Source organism: Paraburkholderia ferrariae NBRC 106233, from assembly GCF_000685035.1.
Taxonomy (GTDB): Bacteria; Pseudomonadota; Gammaproteobacteria; order Burkholderiales; family Burkholderiaceae; genus Paraburkholderia; species Paraburkholderia ferrariae.
Map to the genome: position 1 here is coordinate 37,200 of NZ_BAYB01000049.1, position 15,432 is coordinate 52,631.

The 15,432-nt window shown below is 61.9% G+C and carries 11 protein-coding genes and 1 pseudogene; 9 read left to right on the forward strand and 3 right to left on the reverse strand.

Going from position 1 to position 15,432, the window contains the following annotated elements; all coding sequences use genetic code 11:
• Nucleotides 1–40 precede the first annotated feature (40 nt).
• On the forward strand, nucleotides 41–295 hold the full coding sequence (locus BFE01S_RS33665; protein WP_028229279.1) for a hypothetical protein: 255 nt from the start codon (nucleotides 41–43) through the stop codon (nucleotides 293–295).
• 339 nt (nucleotides 296–634) lie between these two features.
• Here the strand turns inward: BFE01S_RS33665 and BFE01S_RS33670 are convergent, their stop codons facing one another.
• Nucleotides 635–1,417: a GntR family transcriptional regulator gene (locus tag BFE01S_RS33670; RefSeq protein WP_028229280.1), complete on the reverse strand. Its 783-nt coding sequence runs from the start codon at nucleotides 1,415–1,417 to the stop codon at nucleotides 635–637.
• Nucleotides 1,414–3,156 (reverse strand): glycerol-3-phosphate dehydrogenase/oxidase, encoded by a 1,743-nt coding sequence (locus tag BFE01S_RS41275; protein WP_042339577.1) that lies wholly within the window; start codon nucleotides 3,154–3,156, stop codon nucleotides 1,414–1,416. The genes BFE01S_RS33670 and BFE01S_RS41275 overlap by 4 nt, the downstream gene beginning before the upstream one ends.
• Before the next feature lie 218 nt (nucleotides 3,157–3,374).
• On the opposite strand from BFE01S_RS41275, the gene BFE01S_RS33680 reads away from it, so the two are divergent.
• From BFE01S_RS33680 to BFE01S_RS44840, 6 genes and pseudogenes are all read left to right on the forward strand, one after another.
• A complete protein-coding gene (locus BFE01S_RS33680; RefSeq protein WP_028229281.1) occupies nucleotides 3,375–4,886 on the forward strand; it encodes an FGGY-family carbohydrate kinase in 1,512 nt (503 codons plus the stop codon).
• 97 nt (nucleotides 4,887–4,983) lie between these two features.
• Nucleotides 4,984–6,780 (forward strand): thiamine pyrophosphate-binding protein, encoded by a 1,797-nt coding sequence (locus tag BFE01S_RS33685; protein WP_218002931.1) that lies wholly within the window; start codon nucleotides 4,984–4,986, stop codon nucleotides 6,778–6,780.
• Nucleotides 6,781–6,830: 50 nt separating this feature from the next.
• Complete coding sequence (locus BFE01S_RS33690) at nucleotides 6,831–8,462, forward strand: sugar ABC transporter ATP-binding protein (RefSeq protein ID WP_218002932.1); 1,632 nt, start codon at nucleotides 6,831–6,833, stop codon at nucleotides 8,460–8,462.
• Nucleotides 8,452–9,459 carry an ABC transporter permease gene (locus BFE01S_RS33695; protein ID WP_052421067.1) on the forward strand — a complete coding sequence of 336 codons (1,008 nt, stop codon included), beginning with the start codon at nucleotides 8,452–8,454 and terminating at the stop codon, nucleotides 9,457–9,459. The genes BFE01S_RS33690 and BFE01S_RS33695 overlap by 11 nt, the downstream gene beginning before the upstream one ends.
• A 61-nt stretch (nucleotides 9,460–9,520) precedes the next feature.
• Nucleotides 9,521–10,558, forward strand: a complete 1,038-nt coding sequence (locus BFE01S_RS33700; protein ID WP_028229285.1) for a substrate-binding domain-containing protein — start codon at nucleotides 9,521–9,523, stop codon at nucleotides 10,556–10,558.
• A 185-nt stretch (nucleotides 10,559–10,743) separates the two neighbouring features.
• Nucleotides 10,744–10,887 (forward strand): annotated as a pseudogene (locus tag BFE01S_RS44840) (IS3 family transposase); the annotation flags it as partial.
• A gap of 128 nt (nucleotides 10,888–11,015) precedes the next feature.
• Here BFE01S_RS44840 and BFE01S_RS33705 read toward each other — a convergent pair.
• The gene (locus BFE01S_RS33705) at nucleotides 11,016–11,729 is read right to left on the reverse strand and encodes a FadR/GntR family transcriptional regulator (protein WP_028229286.1); all 714 of its coding nucleotides are present in this window, start codon (nucleotides 11,727–11,729) and stop codon (nucleotides 11,016–11,018) included.
• Nucleotides 11,730–12,242: 513 nt separating this feature from the next.
• On the opposite strand from BFE01S_RS33705, the gene BFE01S_RS33710 reads away from it, so the two are divergent.
• Both BFE01S_RS33710 and lldD read left to right on the forward strand, forming a co-directional pair.
• Nucleotides 12,243–13,958, forward strand: a complete 1,716-nt coding sequence (locus tag BFE01S_RS33710; protein ID WP_028229287.1) for a lactate permease LctP family transporter — start codon at nucleotides 12,243–12,245, stop codon at nucleotides 13,956–13,958.
• Nucleotides 13,959–14,185: 227 nt separating this feature from the next.
• Nucleotides 14,186–15,349, forward strand: a complete 1,164-nt coding sequence (gene lldD / locus BFE01S_RS33715) for an FMN-dependent L-lactate dehydrogenase LldD (protein WP_028229288.1) — start codon at nucleotides 14,186–14,188, stop codon at nucleotides 15,347–15,349.
• Nucleotides 15,350–15,432 lie beyond the last annotated feature (83 nt).

Below are 15,432 nucleotides of genomic sequence, written 5' to 3' on the forward strand. Positions count from 1 at the left end.
CCTCTCCGTCATGCGGCACCGCTTTTTACCGGAGACCGTCATGAAACTCGAACTTCGCATTGACTCAAGACCGCTCGACGTCGAGATCGATGATGTCGTGGCGGGACTGCTGGCCGTGCGGCTTGACCTGCCAGCTGGTGCGGACAACCGGGACGCCCTCGCTCGCTATCTGAGCGAGAAGGGTGCACCCTGGACTCTCGACGAGGAGCACATGCGCAAGCGCATCCTGCGCAGGCTGATTCTGGATATCGCTGACCCGGCACTCGTGATTCGCCATCTCATGGCTGACGAGTGAACTGGACTGGCACGGCCAGTTCGAGGTGCATGGCACGACCGGATTTCCTGTTCGTATAAGTAAGTTATCCTGCATAATCTGCCATCAAGATGCCAAGCGATCCACGCTCGCCTGTCAGTTCATCAGCCTGACTACCCGCCGGTGTGCTCGGTCTGGACTATCTCAAGTTCTTGCAGCTCTCGGTGGATGATGAGCTTACCCGAGAGGGATCATTCGACGAGGCAGCGCTGCGGGACGCTATGGCCGCCGTCAGCAGCGGATTAATGCGCGCGGCGCAGCTGGCCATGAAGGTCTTCTTTGATGGCTGCCAGTTTTGGCTTGCCAGTCATTTTCATCGTTCTAGCGGCGAATCTGGAAATGCAGCGAGGCCACGTCGGTACGGCAGAGTGCTTTCCAGTATTCGATCGGTTGGCCCGAATCGGAATGCGCGCAGGACTCGATCGCGATCAGGGGCGTCGCGGTCGTTACTTCGAGTAGTTGGGCATTTTCGGCGGTGGTGGTTACCGCTTCAATCCAGCGGTCGGCATTCTGGAAGTGCAGACCATACTGGCGACGCAGCACGTCGTACAGTGAACGTGTTTGCAACGGCACCTGGTCGAGACCGGGCACGAGACGCTCGGGAATGGAAATGGTGACGAGCATATGCGGGATGCCCTCGACGCTCAGCACACGCGACACTTCGATCACGCGCGACCCGGGTCCCTGGCCTTCGGGCAATTGCAGCAATTCACGCGCGCGCGAGCAGGGAAACGTGCTGACCTGACGCAAAATGCGGCGGTCTACCGCGCGATGCTTCTCGAACCACTCGTCGGAGAAACCGATGATCGAGCCGACGAATTCCTGACTCTCGCGGCGCCCCGCGACGAACGCGCCTTTGCCTTGGCGCTTGTAGATAACGTGCTCGTAGACCAATTGATTCATCGCTTCGCGCACGACGGTACGCGACACGCCGAAGCGCTGACATAGATCGCTTTCGGAAGGCAGCGGCGCGTTGGCCGGTAGATGGTCGTCCTGAATCAGGCTGAGGATGGCATGCTTGACCTGGGACCAAAGCGGCTGGCGCGGTGCCGTGGTGCCGGATTCGGTAGCAGGCGGCAGCATGGTGGCAACGTCGGATTTCATTGGAGCGGTGCAGTCGGTCGTGAACGAAGCGCAGCGGGGGCGTGCGCTATCTTAACACCGTGACGTTCGCGCAATAGGGTAGCGGCACGGTCGATTTCAGCGGCGGTTTCGTCGCTATTCCAGTTCAGTTCCGCGGCCATGCAGGCGGCGAGTTCGGTCAGCGTATCGAGGGTACATTGGCCGTCGAGTACGAGTAGCGTGCGCCGCAATACGAGGTCGTCGAGATGCGTGACGCGCCCGTGGCGGATCAGGTGCACGAGTTCGCCGCTCCAGTAGCCGCGTGCCGCGCGTGCCGGCTCGCCGCCGCGTTGCGCGACCGATTCGAGCACCGTCGCGCACATCGAGCCGTAGCGTCTGGCAAGCGTGCGGACGGTTTCGGGCGGCACGTTAAAGCGTTGCGATAGCGTGGCGATACGCGATTCGAGTTCGCGCGCGTCGTGAGTCCAGTCGGCACCGCCGCCGACAGGCAGCGACGCGGTGCTGCGTACGCGGCTGCGTTGCAAACGGGCCAGCACGTCGTCGGCAATCTGTTCGGCGCATGCGCGATACGTGGTCCATTTGCCGCCCACTAGCGCGAGTACCGTGTAAGGGCGATCGCTCGTCGGTTCGAATGCGTGCAGGCTGTGATCGCGGCTGATCGCACCCGTGACGTCGGCGTCGGCATGCGGCAGCGGACGTATGCCCGCGTACTGGAACACGATATGCGCGGCCGACGCGTCGATGTGCGGCATGATCGATTTCAGCGCGTCGAAGAGATAACCCACTTCCGCCGACGTGCAGCGATTGTCGTCCGGGTCCTGCGTGCCGATGTCCGTCGTGCCGAGCAATACGTTGCCGTTGCCGATGCCGTACGCGAGACAGATGCGATGATCCGGCGTTTCGAAGTAGATCATGCGCTCGGCGAGTTGCGCGGCGAGCGCCGCATGACGCAGCACGAGATGCGAACCACGCGTGCCGCCGATCAAGCGCCCCGTAATGCCGAGCCGCTCGTTGACGCGATCCACCCATGGTCCTGCCGTATTCACGACGAGCTTTGCGCGCACCGTGAAGGTCTGCCCGCTGGGCAGATCGCGCAACGTGATCGCGCCATCTTTCGAATCTTCGAGCGAAAGATAAGGAATGGCGAGCGATTCAGGGCAATCCGCTTCCGCGTCGTCGATCAGTTCCAGCGCGAGGCGCTCGGGATGTACGAGACGTGCATCGTAAAACTGCGCGGCCATGCGCACGGAGCGGTCCATGGCGGGCATCAGCCGCTGCACGTCGGCGCGGCCAATCATCTGGTGACGCGGCGTGGCCTGATTGCCGCGCCCGAACCAGTCGTACACCACGAGCCCGAGCTTCGTCACCAGCGAACCCTTCGCGCCCGGCGTGCGCGTCCAGCCGAATAGCCGGGCCGGCGCTTTCAGCAGACCCGCCCAATGCTCGCGCAACGGCACCCACACCGCCAGCGGCTTCACGAGATGCGGCGCGTTCTGCAGCAGCCGGTTGCGCTCGATCACCGATTCGCGTACCAGCGCGAACTCGCCCGTCTCCAGATAACGCAAGCCGCCATGCACGAGACGCGACGGCGCAGCGCTCGTGCCGCTGCAAAAATCCGACTGATCGATCAGGAGTGCCGCGGTTCCCTGCGCAGCGAGATCGCGATACAGGCCGATACCGTTGATGCCGGCCCCGACGATCAGCACGTCGACAGCAGGTTGGGCTCGCAGCGTCGTGAGGACTGAAGCTCGGGATCTCATCGGGTCTCCTGGATTGCGACGGTACGCGGAACGCTCTTCAGCTTGTAATTACAAATCGTCGTTGTCGCTATGCTAGTTGTCACGCAGCCGCGGCGATACGCAGTGAAAACCCCTATCAATGCTGCACTGCTTTTTAATTGACTTGCCGAATCGAGCATATAGAATCCACTCAAACTAGAACTTGTAACGACAAGTTGAGCAAGAAGGAGACACCTGCGATGACCCGCTATTTAGTAGGACTCGACGCCGGCAATACGATGACGAAGGCCGTCCTGTTCGACCTGCAAGGCAAGGAGATTGGCGCGGAAAGACGGCGCAACCCGATTCGCTTTTCGGCGCCGGGCCATACCGAACGTGACGCCGACAGAATGTGGCAGGAAGCGGCCGAAGCAATTCGCGCATTGCTGCAGAACACCGGCGTTGCGCCGTCGGACATCGTCGCGATCAGCACCTCGGGTTATGGCGCTGGTCTGTACCTGGTGGATGAGCGCGGCAACCCCACGCGCCCCGGCATCATGTCGACGGATTCGCGCGCCAATCACGTAATAGAAGGATGGACCCGCGACCGCGTTGCAGCACCGAACGAACTGCGTGTGCAGCAACGCCTGTGGAGCGGGCAACCCGCGCCGCTGTTGAGTTGGCTCGCAGCGCGCGAACCCGAAGTGTGCCAACGCACTCATCGGATTCTATTTTGTAAGGACTTCCTGCGCGGCAAGTTGTGCGGCGTGTTCGATACCGACCCGACCGACGCAGGCATCGCCGGTCTCAGCGACGTCACGAAGCAGCGCTATGAATTGGAATTCTTCGAATCGCTCGGTATCGACGGATGGTTCGGCAAGTTGCCGGACATCGCACCGGGCACGGACGTGGCCGGCAAGGTCACCGCGACCGCTGCCGGGCTGACGGGGCTGCTCGAAGGCACGCCCGTGATTCGCGGCGTGGTGGACGTGGTCTCCGCGGCGTTGGCCTCGGGCGTGAAAGCGCCCAACCAGATGAGCGTGGTGGCGGGTACCTTCAGCATCAATTCCACGTTGCACGCATCGCCTCGGCTCGACCGCTTGCCTTTGCTGCAAAGCCCTTACCCGATCGACAACCTCTATCTCGCGACAGAAGGCTCGCCCACGTCCGCCAGCAATTTCGAGTGGTACTGCAAGTCGGTGCTTGGACCTGTGGTGGCCGCAGCAGCCGAAGACTCGGGGCGCACGATCTACGAGTCGCTGAGCAGCCGCGTGCAGAGCGCGATGGATCGCGAGAATAACATTCTGTTCATGCCGTTTCTGTTCGGCGGACCGGACAGCGCACCGGCCGGTTTCATCGGACTCGAAGCCGCGCATACGTCCGCAGATATCGTGCGGGCCATTTTCGAGGGCATCGCGTTCGCACATCGTCTGGATATCGAAGCATTGTCGGCCGGCAAGGATATTGCACCAGTCGATTCGATTCGCCTGACCGGCGGCGCGGCGCGCAGCGAACCGTGGGCACAGATTTTCGCGGACGTGCTGGGTCTGCCGGTGGAGATTACCGGCTGCAGCGAACTCGGCGCGCTCGGCACGGTGATGGCGGCAGCGGTCGGTCTCGGCGAGTATGAGAACTGGCATAGCGCGATCGACAACATGGTTCACGTTACGCAGCACATCGCGCCGCGTGCGGAATGGCAGGGCGTGTATCAGCGCAAATTCGACCGCTTCAAGGCACATGTGAACGCGCTTTCCGCGCTGAATCAACACTAGGCTCCCGCGAGGGCGCGTCAAACCGGCTTATTCGAATTCACTTCAACCGTGATCTGATTCGAAACTTTTAAATCGTATAGGAGTGCGTATGATACACGTGGGCGATCTTCTTGCAAAAATGCTGCTGGATTATGGTGTCGAGTACGTTTTCGGCATGCCGGGCGGCCAGACCACCGCGCTGCACGACGGCATCTCGCGACTCTCACCGGCGATCCAGCACATTCTCGTGCGCGACGAGCGTTCCGCGCCGTATGCGGCAGATGCCTACGCACGTCTGACCGGCAAACCGGGCGTGTGCGACGTCACGGTCGGGCCGGGCGCCACCAAATTGCCCGACGGCCTCGTCGAGGCCTTTAACGCGTCGATTCCGATGATCGCCATCGTAGGCGAACTGCCGCTCGACTGGGTGACGCTGCGCCACAAGGGTGTGGCATCGCAAGGCTTCGATCAGCAGGCGTTTTTCCAGACCATCACCAAGGCTACGTTTACCGTGCCGAGCGTCGAGGCGCTGCCGGACGTCGTGCGCAGCGCGTTCCGGATCGCGACGTCGCCGCGTCCCGGTCCGGTCGTCATCATCGTGCCGCACGACGTAATGGACGCGCCGTATCCGGAGAATCTCGCCACGCCGATCGAGGCGCGCTGCATTCACGCGCCGTCGGTTCGTTACCGTCCGCCGCAGGACGACGTGGCGCGCGCCGCGGCATTGATATCGCGTGCGCGCAGGCCGGCGATTATCGCGGGCGGCGGCGTCCACGGTTCGGACGCCTCGGATGTACTGACTGCATTGACGGATAGGCTGAAGCCACTCGTCGTCACGAGTCTGTCGGGCAAGGGCGCGGTACCGGAATCGCGTCCGTATAGCGCGGGCGTGCTGAATCCGCTCGGCTCGGCCGGCGCGATCGAGTTGATCAAGGAGGCCGATCTGCTGATCTGGTGCGGCAGCAAGGCGAGCCAGAACACGGCGATGAACTGGACGTTGCCGCTCGCCGGTCAGGCCACGATCACGATCGACGCGGACCCGACCGAACACGGACGCACCTTCGAGCCGACGGTCGCGCTGTGCGGCGACATTCGTCTCACGATCGAAGACCTGCACGCGGCGTTGCGCGAAGCCGGTGTGGAAGCGCAACCCGAATGGCTCGATTTCATCGCGACGCGAAAGGCCGCGCTGGAAAACAAGCTGCGCATCGATTCCACGACGGACACGTTGCCGCTCAAACCGCAGCGCGTGATGCACGAAGTGCGCGAGCGTCTGAAAGCCGCCGACGTCGTGATTAGCGACGCGAGCTGGTCGGCCGGCTGGATCGCGCAATACATTCCGGCGCAGCAGAGCGGCCGTCAGTTTCTCTATGCACGCGGTCAGGGCGGACTCGGTTACTCGATTCCGGCGGCAATCGGCGCGGGCGCCGTGCTGCGTGCAACCGGCGGTTATGCCGTGACCGTGGCGGGCGACGGCGGCCATTCGTTCTCGGTCGGAGAACTCGCCACGCTCGCGCAAAACCGCATGCGGGTCGTCAACGTGGTGCTGAACAACGGCACGCTGGGCTGGCTGCAGATGTGGCAGGAGATCTTCTTCTCCGAGTTGCGTCAATCGGTCGATCTGTCGTTCGGCAACAAGCCGGACTTCGCGGCCGCCGCGGACGCGATGGGTCTGCTCGGTATCAAGGTTAACGAAGCATCGGAACTCGCCGCTGCATTCGACGCCGCGTTCGCGTTCGACGGCCCGAGCGTGATCGAAGTGATCGTCGATCCGCGCGCCACGCCGATTCACAGCTTCCGCCGACGTCTTGCCGATACCAGCGGCAAAGTGGCGGCGCGCCCCGGCACCGTTTATGAATTGCGCCAATGGCGCGCGGCCGCCGACTTGCGCCAATCCGAGGAGACACTGGTTTAGCCGCGCGACGCATGCGTGGCGTGTTCAACCCGAACTCAGTGGAGCAATCTATGGCTGCAGAACATGCCGTGATGTCGTACGCGGCGGCGCCGCGCGCGACATCCAGTCATCTGCATGAAACAGACGATGCGGACGGCGCAGGCAACGCAAATGGTGCGGCTGCCGCGCGTCTGATCGATACGGCGGCGATCGATTGCCAGGGCGTATCGAAGCATTACGACGGCATTCCCGTGCTTCGCAACATCACGGCGTCGTTTCCGGCGGGCGCAGTGACGGTGCTGGCCGGCGAAAACGGCGCGGGCAAGTCGACGCTGTTCAAGATCCTGACCGGCCAGATTGCGCCCGATGCGGGCGAGATTCATATCGGCGGCGAACGGATCGCGCATTTCAGTCCGCTGTATGCGCGCTTGGCAGGCATCTCGATCATTCCGCAGGAACTGCTGCCCATTCCCGACATGCTGGTGTACGAGAACCTGTTGATCGGCCAGGAAATCCGCGACCGCTACGGCTTTCTAAATCGCCGGCAGATGATCCGTAAGGCCGAAGCATTGCTCGAATCGGTCGAACTGGATGTCGATCCGCGCATGCCGATGCGGCGCCTGAGCATTGCCGCCACGCAACTGGTCGAGATCATCAAGGCCACCTCGCGTAACGCGCGCATCGTGTTGATGGACGAGCCCACGTCGTCGCTGTCGTCGCGCGAAACCGAGCACCTGTTCCGTGTGATCGATCGGTTGCGTCGCAAAGAGGCGTGCATTCTCTACACCACGCACCGTATGGAAGAGATCGCGACGGTTGCCGATTACGTCGCGGTGCTGCGTGACGGGCAACTGATCACGCAGCAGCCGGCCAATACCATCACCGAGCCGCAGATCGTCGCGGCCATGGTGGGACGCGAAATCAACAACCTGTTTCCGGATCTGCAAAGCGTGGCGGCCGGTGCGAAAGCGCGTCTCAAGGTGGACGGTTTGAGCGTAGCGGGCTTCGGCGCCGAGAACAGTTTCTCGCTGGCGGAAGGCGAGATCCTCGGGCTCGGCGGACTCGTCGGTGCGGGGCGCAGCGAATTGCTCGAAGCCATTTTCGGCTTGCGTCATTCGAGCGGATCGGTCGAACTGGACGGCGTGCCGCTGCCGCGTAACAACGTACGTGCGGCGCTCGGCGGCGGCATCGCGATGGTGCCGGAAGATCGCAAACTGGCCGGCGTTGTGGTCGAAATGAATGTACTCGACAACACCACGCTGCCGCATATCGGCGCATTCAGGAATGCATTCGGGCTGCTCAGGCGCAAACCGCGTCGACGTGCCGCGCTCGACGCGTTGAATACGGCCGGCGTGCGCTATTCGAGCCTGAATCAGAAGGTCACGCATCTGTCCGGCGGCAATCAGCAGAAGATCGCGCTGGCGCGCTGGCTGATCACGCAGCGACCGAAGGTGCTGATTCTCGACGAGCCGACGCGCGGCATCGACGTGTCGGCGCGCAGCGATCTCTACAACCAGATCATCGAGCTTGCGAAAAGCGGCGTCAGCATTCTGCTGGCATCGTCGGACATGCCCGAATTGCTGAATCTGAGCCACCGTGTGCTGGTGTTTCGCGCGGGACGCATCGTCGGCGAATTGCCGCGGCATCAACTGGATCAGGAAACCATTCTTCGCCTTGCGATGGGAGCGGCAGATGAACGCTGAAAACGGAACCTTGCAGCTGGACAATCATTCGACGCTTCAACGGGCGAGGAGCCTGCTGGGCGGCTGGCAGAGAATGCTCGTGCGGTATCTGCTGGTGGTGATCATGGTGGTGTTTATGGCGGGCATTTCGCTATCGAATAGCGAATTCCTGACCTTCTCGAACATGGGCGTGATTCTCTCGCAGGTCTCGACGAACGCATTGCTCGCGACGGGTGCGACGTTCGTGATTCTGACGGGTGGTATCGATCTGTCGGTCGGCAGCATCGTCGGATTGACCGGCGTGATCGCGGCGCTGATCGCGCAGCAGGACGGTATGGGTTTCACTGTTGCCGCCGTCGCTGCGGCATTGGCGGCGGGCGCGGCGATCGGCGCAGTGAACGGAATCCTGATCGCATTCGGCAGATTGCCGGCCTTCGTCACCACGCTCGGCACGATGACGGTGATGCTCGGCGTCGCGTCGGTGATCAGTGACGGTCAGCCTATTTCCGGCCTGTCCACTACGTTTCTCGGTTTGTCCGGCAGCGTCGGCATTCTGCAGACCTCGGTGCTGGTGATGATCGTCGTGATCGTCGTCTCGCACATCGTGCTGTCGCGAACCCAGTTGGGCATGCATATCTACGCGGTAGGCGGCAATGCGCAGGCGGCGCGCGTGGCGGGCGTGAAAGTGCGGGTCGTGCAGGCAAGCGTGTACGCAATCAGCGGATTACTGGCGGCCGTGAGCGGCGTATTGCTGGCCTCGCGTGTGACGGCCGGTATTCCAACCACGGGTGCGGGCTATGAACTGAATGCGATTGCGGCGGCGGTGATCGGCGGGATCAGTCTTTCCGGCGGACGCGGATCGATCAAAGGGGCGTGCTTTGGGATCCTGATTATTGGTGTGATGGACAACGGTCTGAACATCATGAACGTCTCGCCGTTCTATCAGAACATCGTGAAGGGCTGCATCATCGTCAGCGCCGTTTTCATCGACGTGATCGTCAACCGGAAGTCTTCGTAGTAACGCGTGAAGTGGCCGGAGCCTGAAACCCGGCCTACCTAAAAAACGGATGGAGGCAGACATGAACTTGAAGAAAACGATGGTATCGCGAAGGAATGCATTGCTGCTGGCGGCGTCGATGCTTGCATTGACTCCTTTCGGCGCGCACGCCGACAGGAACAAGCCCGTGATCGGTTTCGCCGTGTACGGTATGCCTTCGTGGGTTGCATGGGGCAAGCAGGGTGCGGAGAAGATCGCAGCGGCCAATAACGTGGATTTGTTGTGGGTCAGCGCGAACATGGACGTGAATACGCAGATTTCGCAAATGCAGCAGTTCATCAACCGCAAGGTGGATCTGATTATCGTGGGCGCGGTCAATTCGGCCACACTCGCGCCGCAATTCGAAGCGGCGAAGAAAGCCGGCGTGCCGGTGGTCGGCGTGAACATGGCAATCAATGCGCCGAGCGACGCGTTGCTCGCATCGTATGTCGGCCCCGACGACGTGGGCGCGGGCGCGCAGGTGGCGAATCAGGTGATCACGAAACTTGGCGGCAAGGGTAACGTGGTGATCCTGCAAGGGCCGATTGGTCAATCGGCGGAAGTGGATCGCACGAAGGGCATCAAGCAGGCACTGGCGAAAGCGCCGGGCATCAAGGTACTCGCGTGGCAGCCGGGCAAATGGGACCGCACGCTGTCGTACAACGTTACGCAGGACTGGCTCTCGCGTTTCGGCGGACAGGTGAACGGCATCATCGCCGAGAACGACGACATGGCGATCGGCGCGGCGCAGGCGCTGAAAGCCAAGGGCCTCGACGGCAAGATCGTGGTAGCCGGCATCGACGGCATCAAGGACGGTATGCGCGAAGTGCAGGGCGGCACGATGGTCGGCACGAGCTTGCAGAACGCCGCGCTGGAAATGGGCGAGGCCGTGCAGGTAGCCGTCGATTATCTGCAGGGACGTCCTTATCCGAAGAAAGCGCTGCTCAATATGATTCCAGTCGACAAGAACAACGTGAATGGTTACTACGATCAGTTGTACACGAATCCGACGGCATTTCTGGATCGACTGCCGACGCTGGTCAAGGCCAATCTGAAGAGCGGCGATCTGACTGCACAGTGAGGCCTTTTAACGACGGCGCATGCAGTTCGCATGCGCCGTTTTTGCTTTAAGGCAATGCTGATCAAGTCCACCACTTATGGCTGTCATGCGTTATAGCGTGGACATGCGACGGTAAAAACAAAAACGATGAAACAACTGACACTGGCGATGGCGGTCGATCAATGCGCGGGATTCGGAGCGCGGCGCAAACCGTTGAACTGGCAACGCTGCAGTGGGTGGCCTGGTTCAATCATCATCGCTTGCTGGAACCCCTCGGCTATATCCCGCCCGCTGAGGCAAAGTACTATCGGCAACTTGAAACAGCCGCCGCTGAACCTGCATTAACTTAAACCAACCAGCCTCCACGATTCCCGGGGCGGTTCACCTCGGCGATAGGCGCAAGGGCGCAGGTGTCGCGGATGATACCCGACGCTTACTGCGACCAAACCGGAGATCGCTGGTTGGGCCACCGTGCGGGCTAAGAATCATTTCGGTCGATCCAGTTCCGTACGAAGTCGATATGTGTTTGCATCGCGGTGCGGGCTTCCTCGGGGCGGCGTGCGCAAATCGCTTCGCATACCGCGCGATGCTGCAGCAGAAGCTGCTCGGACGAGGCCTTCCCGTCCTCGCGCAAGCTGTTCCCGCTGATCGTGATATGTTCGCGCAGCATCGCAATCACGCTCGAATGCAGATGTAGAAACATCGTGTTGTGCGAGGCCATGGCGATGGCGTCGTGCAACATGGCGTCCGCTTTTGCTTCGGCTGCGTTGTCATCGACGCGGTGACAACGCTCGAGTTCGCGCATAAGTGCGCGGATCTTCTTGCGCTCGCCCGGATTCGCCCGCAAGGCGGCGAAGTACGCGGTAGCACCTTCCAGCACGCGACGAAACTCAACGATGTCTTTACGCAGCGCAGGATGATCGGCGACCAGTTGACCCCACGGCGACGCGATGCCCACGCGCAACCGGTCCGTGACGAAAACGCCCGCGCCGCGCCGGCTCTTCACGAGGCCGCGCGCAGCAAGCCGCTGGATCGCCTCGCGAATCGTGTTGCGTGCAACGTCGTGCTGTTGCGCCAGCGCCCGTTCGGCGGGCAAACGTGACCCGACAGGCCAAGTGCCGTCCAGCAGGGCAGTTTCGAGCTTGCGCATCACTGCTTCGACTTGTCCCCGTGCACTGTCGTTCACCGTCATCATCCGCCTCCGTCCCATGTGCTCGAACCACTGGTCCAACCAATTTGAAGTTTAACGCGTAGTCAGAGATTATCCGCTCAAATAGTTATCGACCCGCGTTCAGCGCAGGGCACCTTTCTGGAGCGAGACGTGCCGAAACGACACCCCACCGCGGCCGCCCATGCACGTTCGTTCGCACCGCGGCGCATGCGCATGATCGCTTGCGTCCGCGGAGTGGCGACGCCGGCGAAGTCCCGCAAGCTGCCTCGCATTGACGGCTACCAAGATATCCGCTGCGCTCACGTGATGAGCTAGATGACTCACGTCGCACTTGCGCCCAAGCCTTTCGTGCTTCGGGATTCCTGCGACCCAACCGAATACCCGCGACATCGACGAATCGCACGGACGGCGCAATTCCGATACGCATCCACAACCACTGCTGACGAACCGATTCGAACGACCACGTCTATGCAGCCCGAACATATGCAACAGGCGAAGCCGATTCTTTGATCCGCATCTTCGGAGGAGACCGATATGCAACCCTGGACCCAGATCTACACGCCACTTGGCAGTCTTTGGCTGTCAGCCCTCGTGGCGGCGATTCCGATTGTCTTCTTTTTCGTCGCGCTGGCTGGTTTGCGCATAAAGGGTCACGTCGCCGCGGGGATTACCCTCGTGCTGGCGCTCGGCGTAGCGGTTTTCGCCTACCGCATGCCCATGCCGCAGGCACTGGCCGCTGCAGGTTTCGGCTTCGCTTACGGCATCTGGCCGATTGCATGGATCATTGTCACGGCGGTATTTCTCTACAAGATTGTGGTGAAGACGGGGCAGTTCGACATTATCCGTGCTTCTGTACTCTCGATTACCGACGACCAGAGGCTGCAGATGCTGCTGATCGGCTTCTCGTTTGGCGCATTCCTCGAGGGTGCCGCCGGCTTCGGCGCGCCGGTGGCGATCACCGCCGCGCTGCTGGTCGGACTAGGCTTCAACCCACTCTATGCCGCTGGACTGTGTCTGATCGCGAATACTGCGCCGGTCGCATTCGGGGCGATGGGCATCCCGATCATTGTGGCCGGACAGGTCACCGGAATCGATCCGTTCGTGATTGGAGCGATGGCTGGCCGCCAGTTGCCGCTCCTGTCCCTCGCGGTGCCGTTCTGGCTGGTGTTCATGATGGATGGTACGCGTGGTGTCAAAGAGACGTGGCCCGCCGCGCTGGTCGTCGGCGGCAGCTTCGCGGTGACACAGTACTTCACGTCGAACCACCTCGGCCCCGAATTGCCGGACGTCACGTCGGCACTCGTCAGTCTCGTCTCACTGGCGACGTTCCTGAAGGTGTGGCGGCCGCGCACCGCCAAGCAGGCGGCGACCGCCGCCGGCGGCGCAGCAGCGGGGGCTACGGCGGTGCTGTCGAACTTCGGTCACGGCACGGAAAGCTTCAGTCAGGCCCGTAGTTCGCAGGCGTCCCCGTACACGCTGGCTCAAACCATCCGCGCGTGGTCGCCGTTTGGCATCCTCACCGCTATCGTGACGGTATGGAGCCTGCCGGCATTCAAGGCGCTGTTCGCCGGCCACGGCGTCCTGGCCGCTACGGTTCTGAAATTCAAGGTGCCCGGGCTTGACCAGCTGGTGATCAAGGCTGCGCCCATCGTCGCAACGCCCAAGGCCTATGAGGCGGTGCTGAAGCTTGACCTGCTATCTGCGGTCGGCAGCGCGATTCTGCTCACGGCGATCATTTCGATCCTGCTGCTGCGTCTGAAACCGCGCGATGCGATCTCGCTCTTCGGTGAAACGGTGGTGGAGCTGCGGCGCCCAGTTCTTTCGATTGGCCTGGTGCTAGCCTTTGCCTTCGTCGCGAACTACTCGGGCATGTCATCGACTCTGGCCTTGTTGCTGGCCGGCACGGGCGCCGCATTTCCGTTTTTTTCACCGATCCTTGGCTGGCTGGGAGTTTTCCTCACGGGCTCCGATACCTCGTCGAACGCGCTGTTCTGCTCGCTCCAGCACACCACTGCGCATCAGATCGGCGTCTCTAACACCTTGCTCGTCGCGGCCAACACGACCGGCGGCGTGACGGGGAAGATGATTTCTCCGCAGTCGATTGCGGTGGCTTGTGCGGCGACCGGCCTGGCCGGCAAGGAAGCCGAACTGTTCCGCTTCACACTCCGTCACAGCCTGCTGTTTTTGCTGGTCGTGTGCGTCATCACTGCGCTTCAGGCATATGTGCTGACAGGCATGCTACCCGGGTGAGCGCATCCGCCCCGGCACTGAGCTAAGTTTGCGTCGCGAGAAGGTTGGCCTGTACGCCAGATCCTCGACGCCGTCGTCGACGGCCGCGAGGATGCCGCACGCGACGCCGTCACTGGGCACCCTGTTTTTGTAGGGAGCCGCCTGCAGTTCATCGAAGATGCTGCGGCGCGTCAGCGCAGGTCTTTCCGTGCGCTCCGGCAAGTTACCCTGGAGAAAGAAACCCGACCATGATCATTTCATCGACACTGGATTATCGCAAGGCTGCCCGGCGCCGCCTGCCGCCTTTCCTCTTCCACTACATTGACGGCGGCGCCTATGCCGAGGACACGCTGCGGCGCAACTCCGGGGATCTCCACAAGCTGGCGCTGCGTCAGCGGGTTCTGAAAGAGGTCGGGGAAGTCGATTTATCGACCCAGGTCTTCGGCCAGACATTGAGCATGCCAGTGGCACTTGCCCCCGTCGGATTGACCGGCATGTACGCGCGGCGCGGCGAAGTGCAGGCCGCGCGCGCGGCGGCTGCAAAGGGCATCCCTTTTACTCTTTCCACGGTTTCCGTGTGCTCCATCGAAGAAGTGCAGAGCCAGGTGGAGCGCCCCATCTGGTTCCAGCTCTACGTGCTCAAGGACCGGGGTTTTATGAAAAACGCGCTCGACAGAGCGTGGAATGCCGGTGTACGCACCCTGGTCTTTACCGTGGACATGCCCGTGCCGGGCGCGCGCTATCGCGACAACCATTCGGGCATGTCGGGGCCGAACGCTGCACTGCGCCGGATCCTGCAGACCGTCGTGCATCCGCGCTGGGCCTGGGATGTCGGTGTCATGGGCCGTCCGCACGATCTGGGCAACGTCTCGGCCTATCTGAAACGCAAGACGAAGCTGGAAGACTACGTCGGCTGGCTCGGGACCAATTTCGATCCGTCGATCGGTTGGCGTGACCTTGAGTGGATTCGTGCATCCTGGAAAGGGACCATGGTTCTCAAAGGGATTCTCGATCCGCTGGACGCAAGAGAGGCCGTGCGTTTCGGTGCCGATGGCATCGTCGTGTCCAATCACGGCGGCCGTCAGCTCGACGGGGTGCTTTCCACGGCTCGGGCGCTGCCGGCCATCGCCGATGCGGTCAAGGGCGATCTCACCATCCTGGTGGATTCCGGCATCCGTTCGGGCCTCGACGTGGTGCGCATGCTCGCGCAGGGCGCCGACACCGTGCTTCTCGGCCGCGCCTTCATCTATGCGCTTGCGACAGCCGGGCAGAAAGGCGTCGCCAACCTGCTCGACCTCATTGCCAGGGAAATGCAGGTCGCGATGACGTTGACCGGGGCCCGATCCATCGCCGACATCACGCGTGACAGCCTGGTGTCTTCTGTTCATGAATCGACGGAGGCTGCAGCGTGAGCATGACCGTTGCCGGTCCTCAGATACCTACGTCCCAGCGACTTTAGCGTAATTCGGTAAGCAGAGGCCAGGTGACGGTAGTC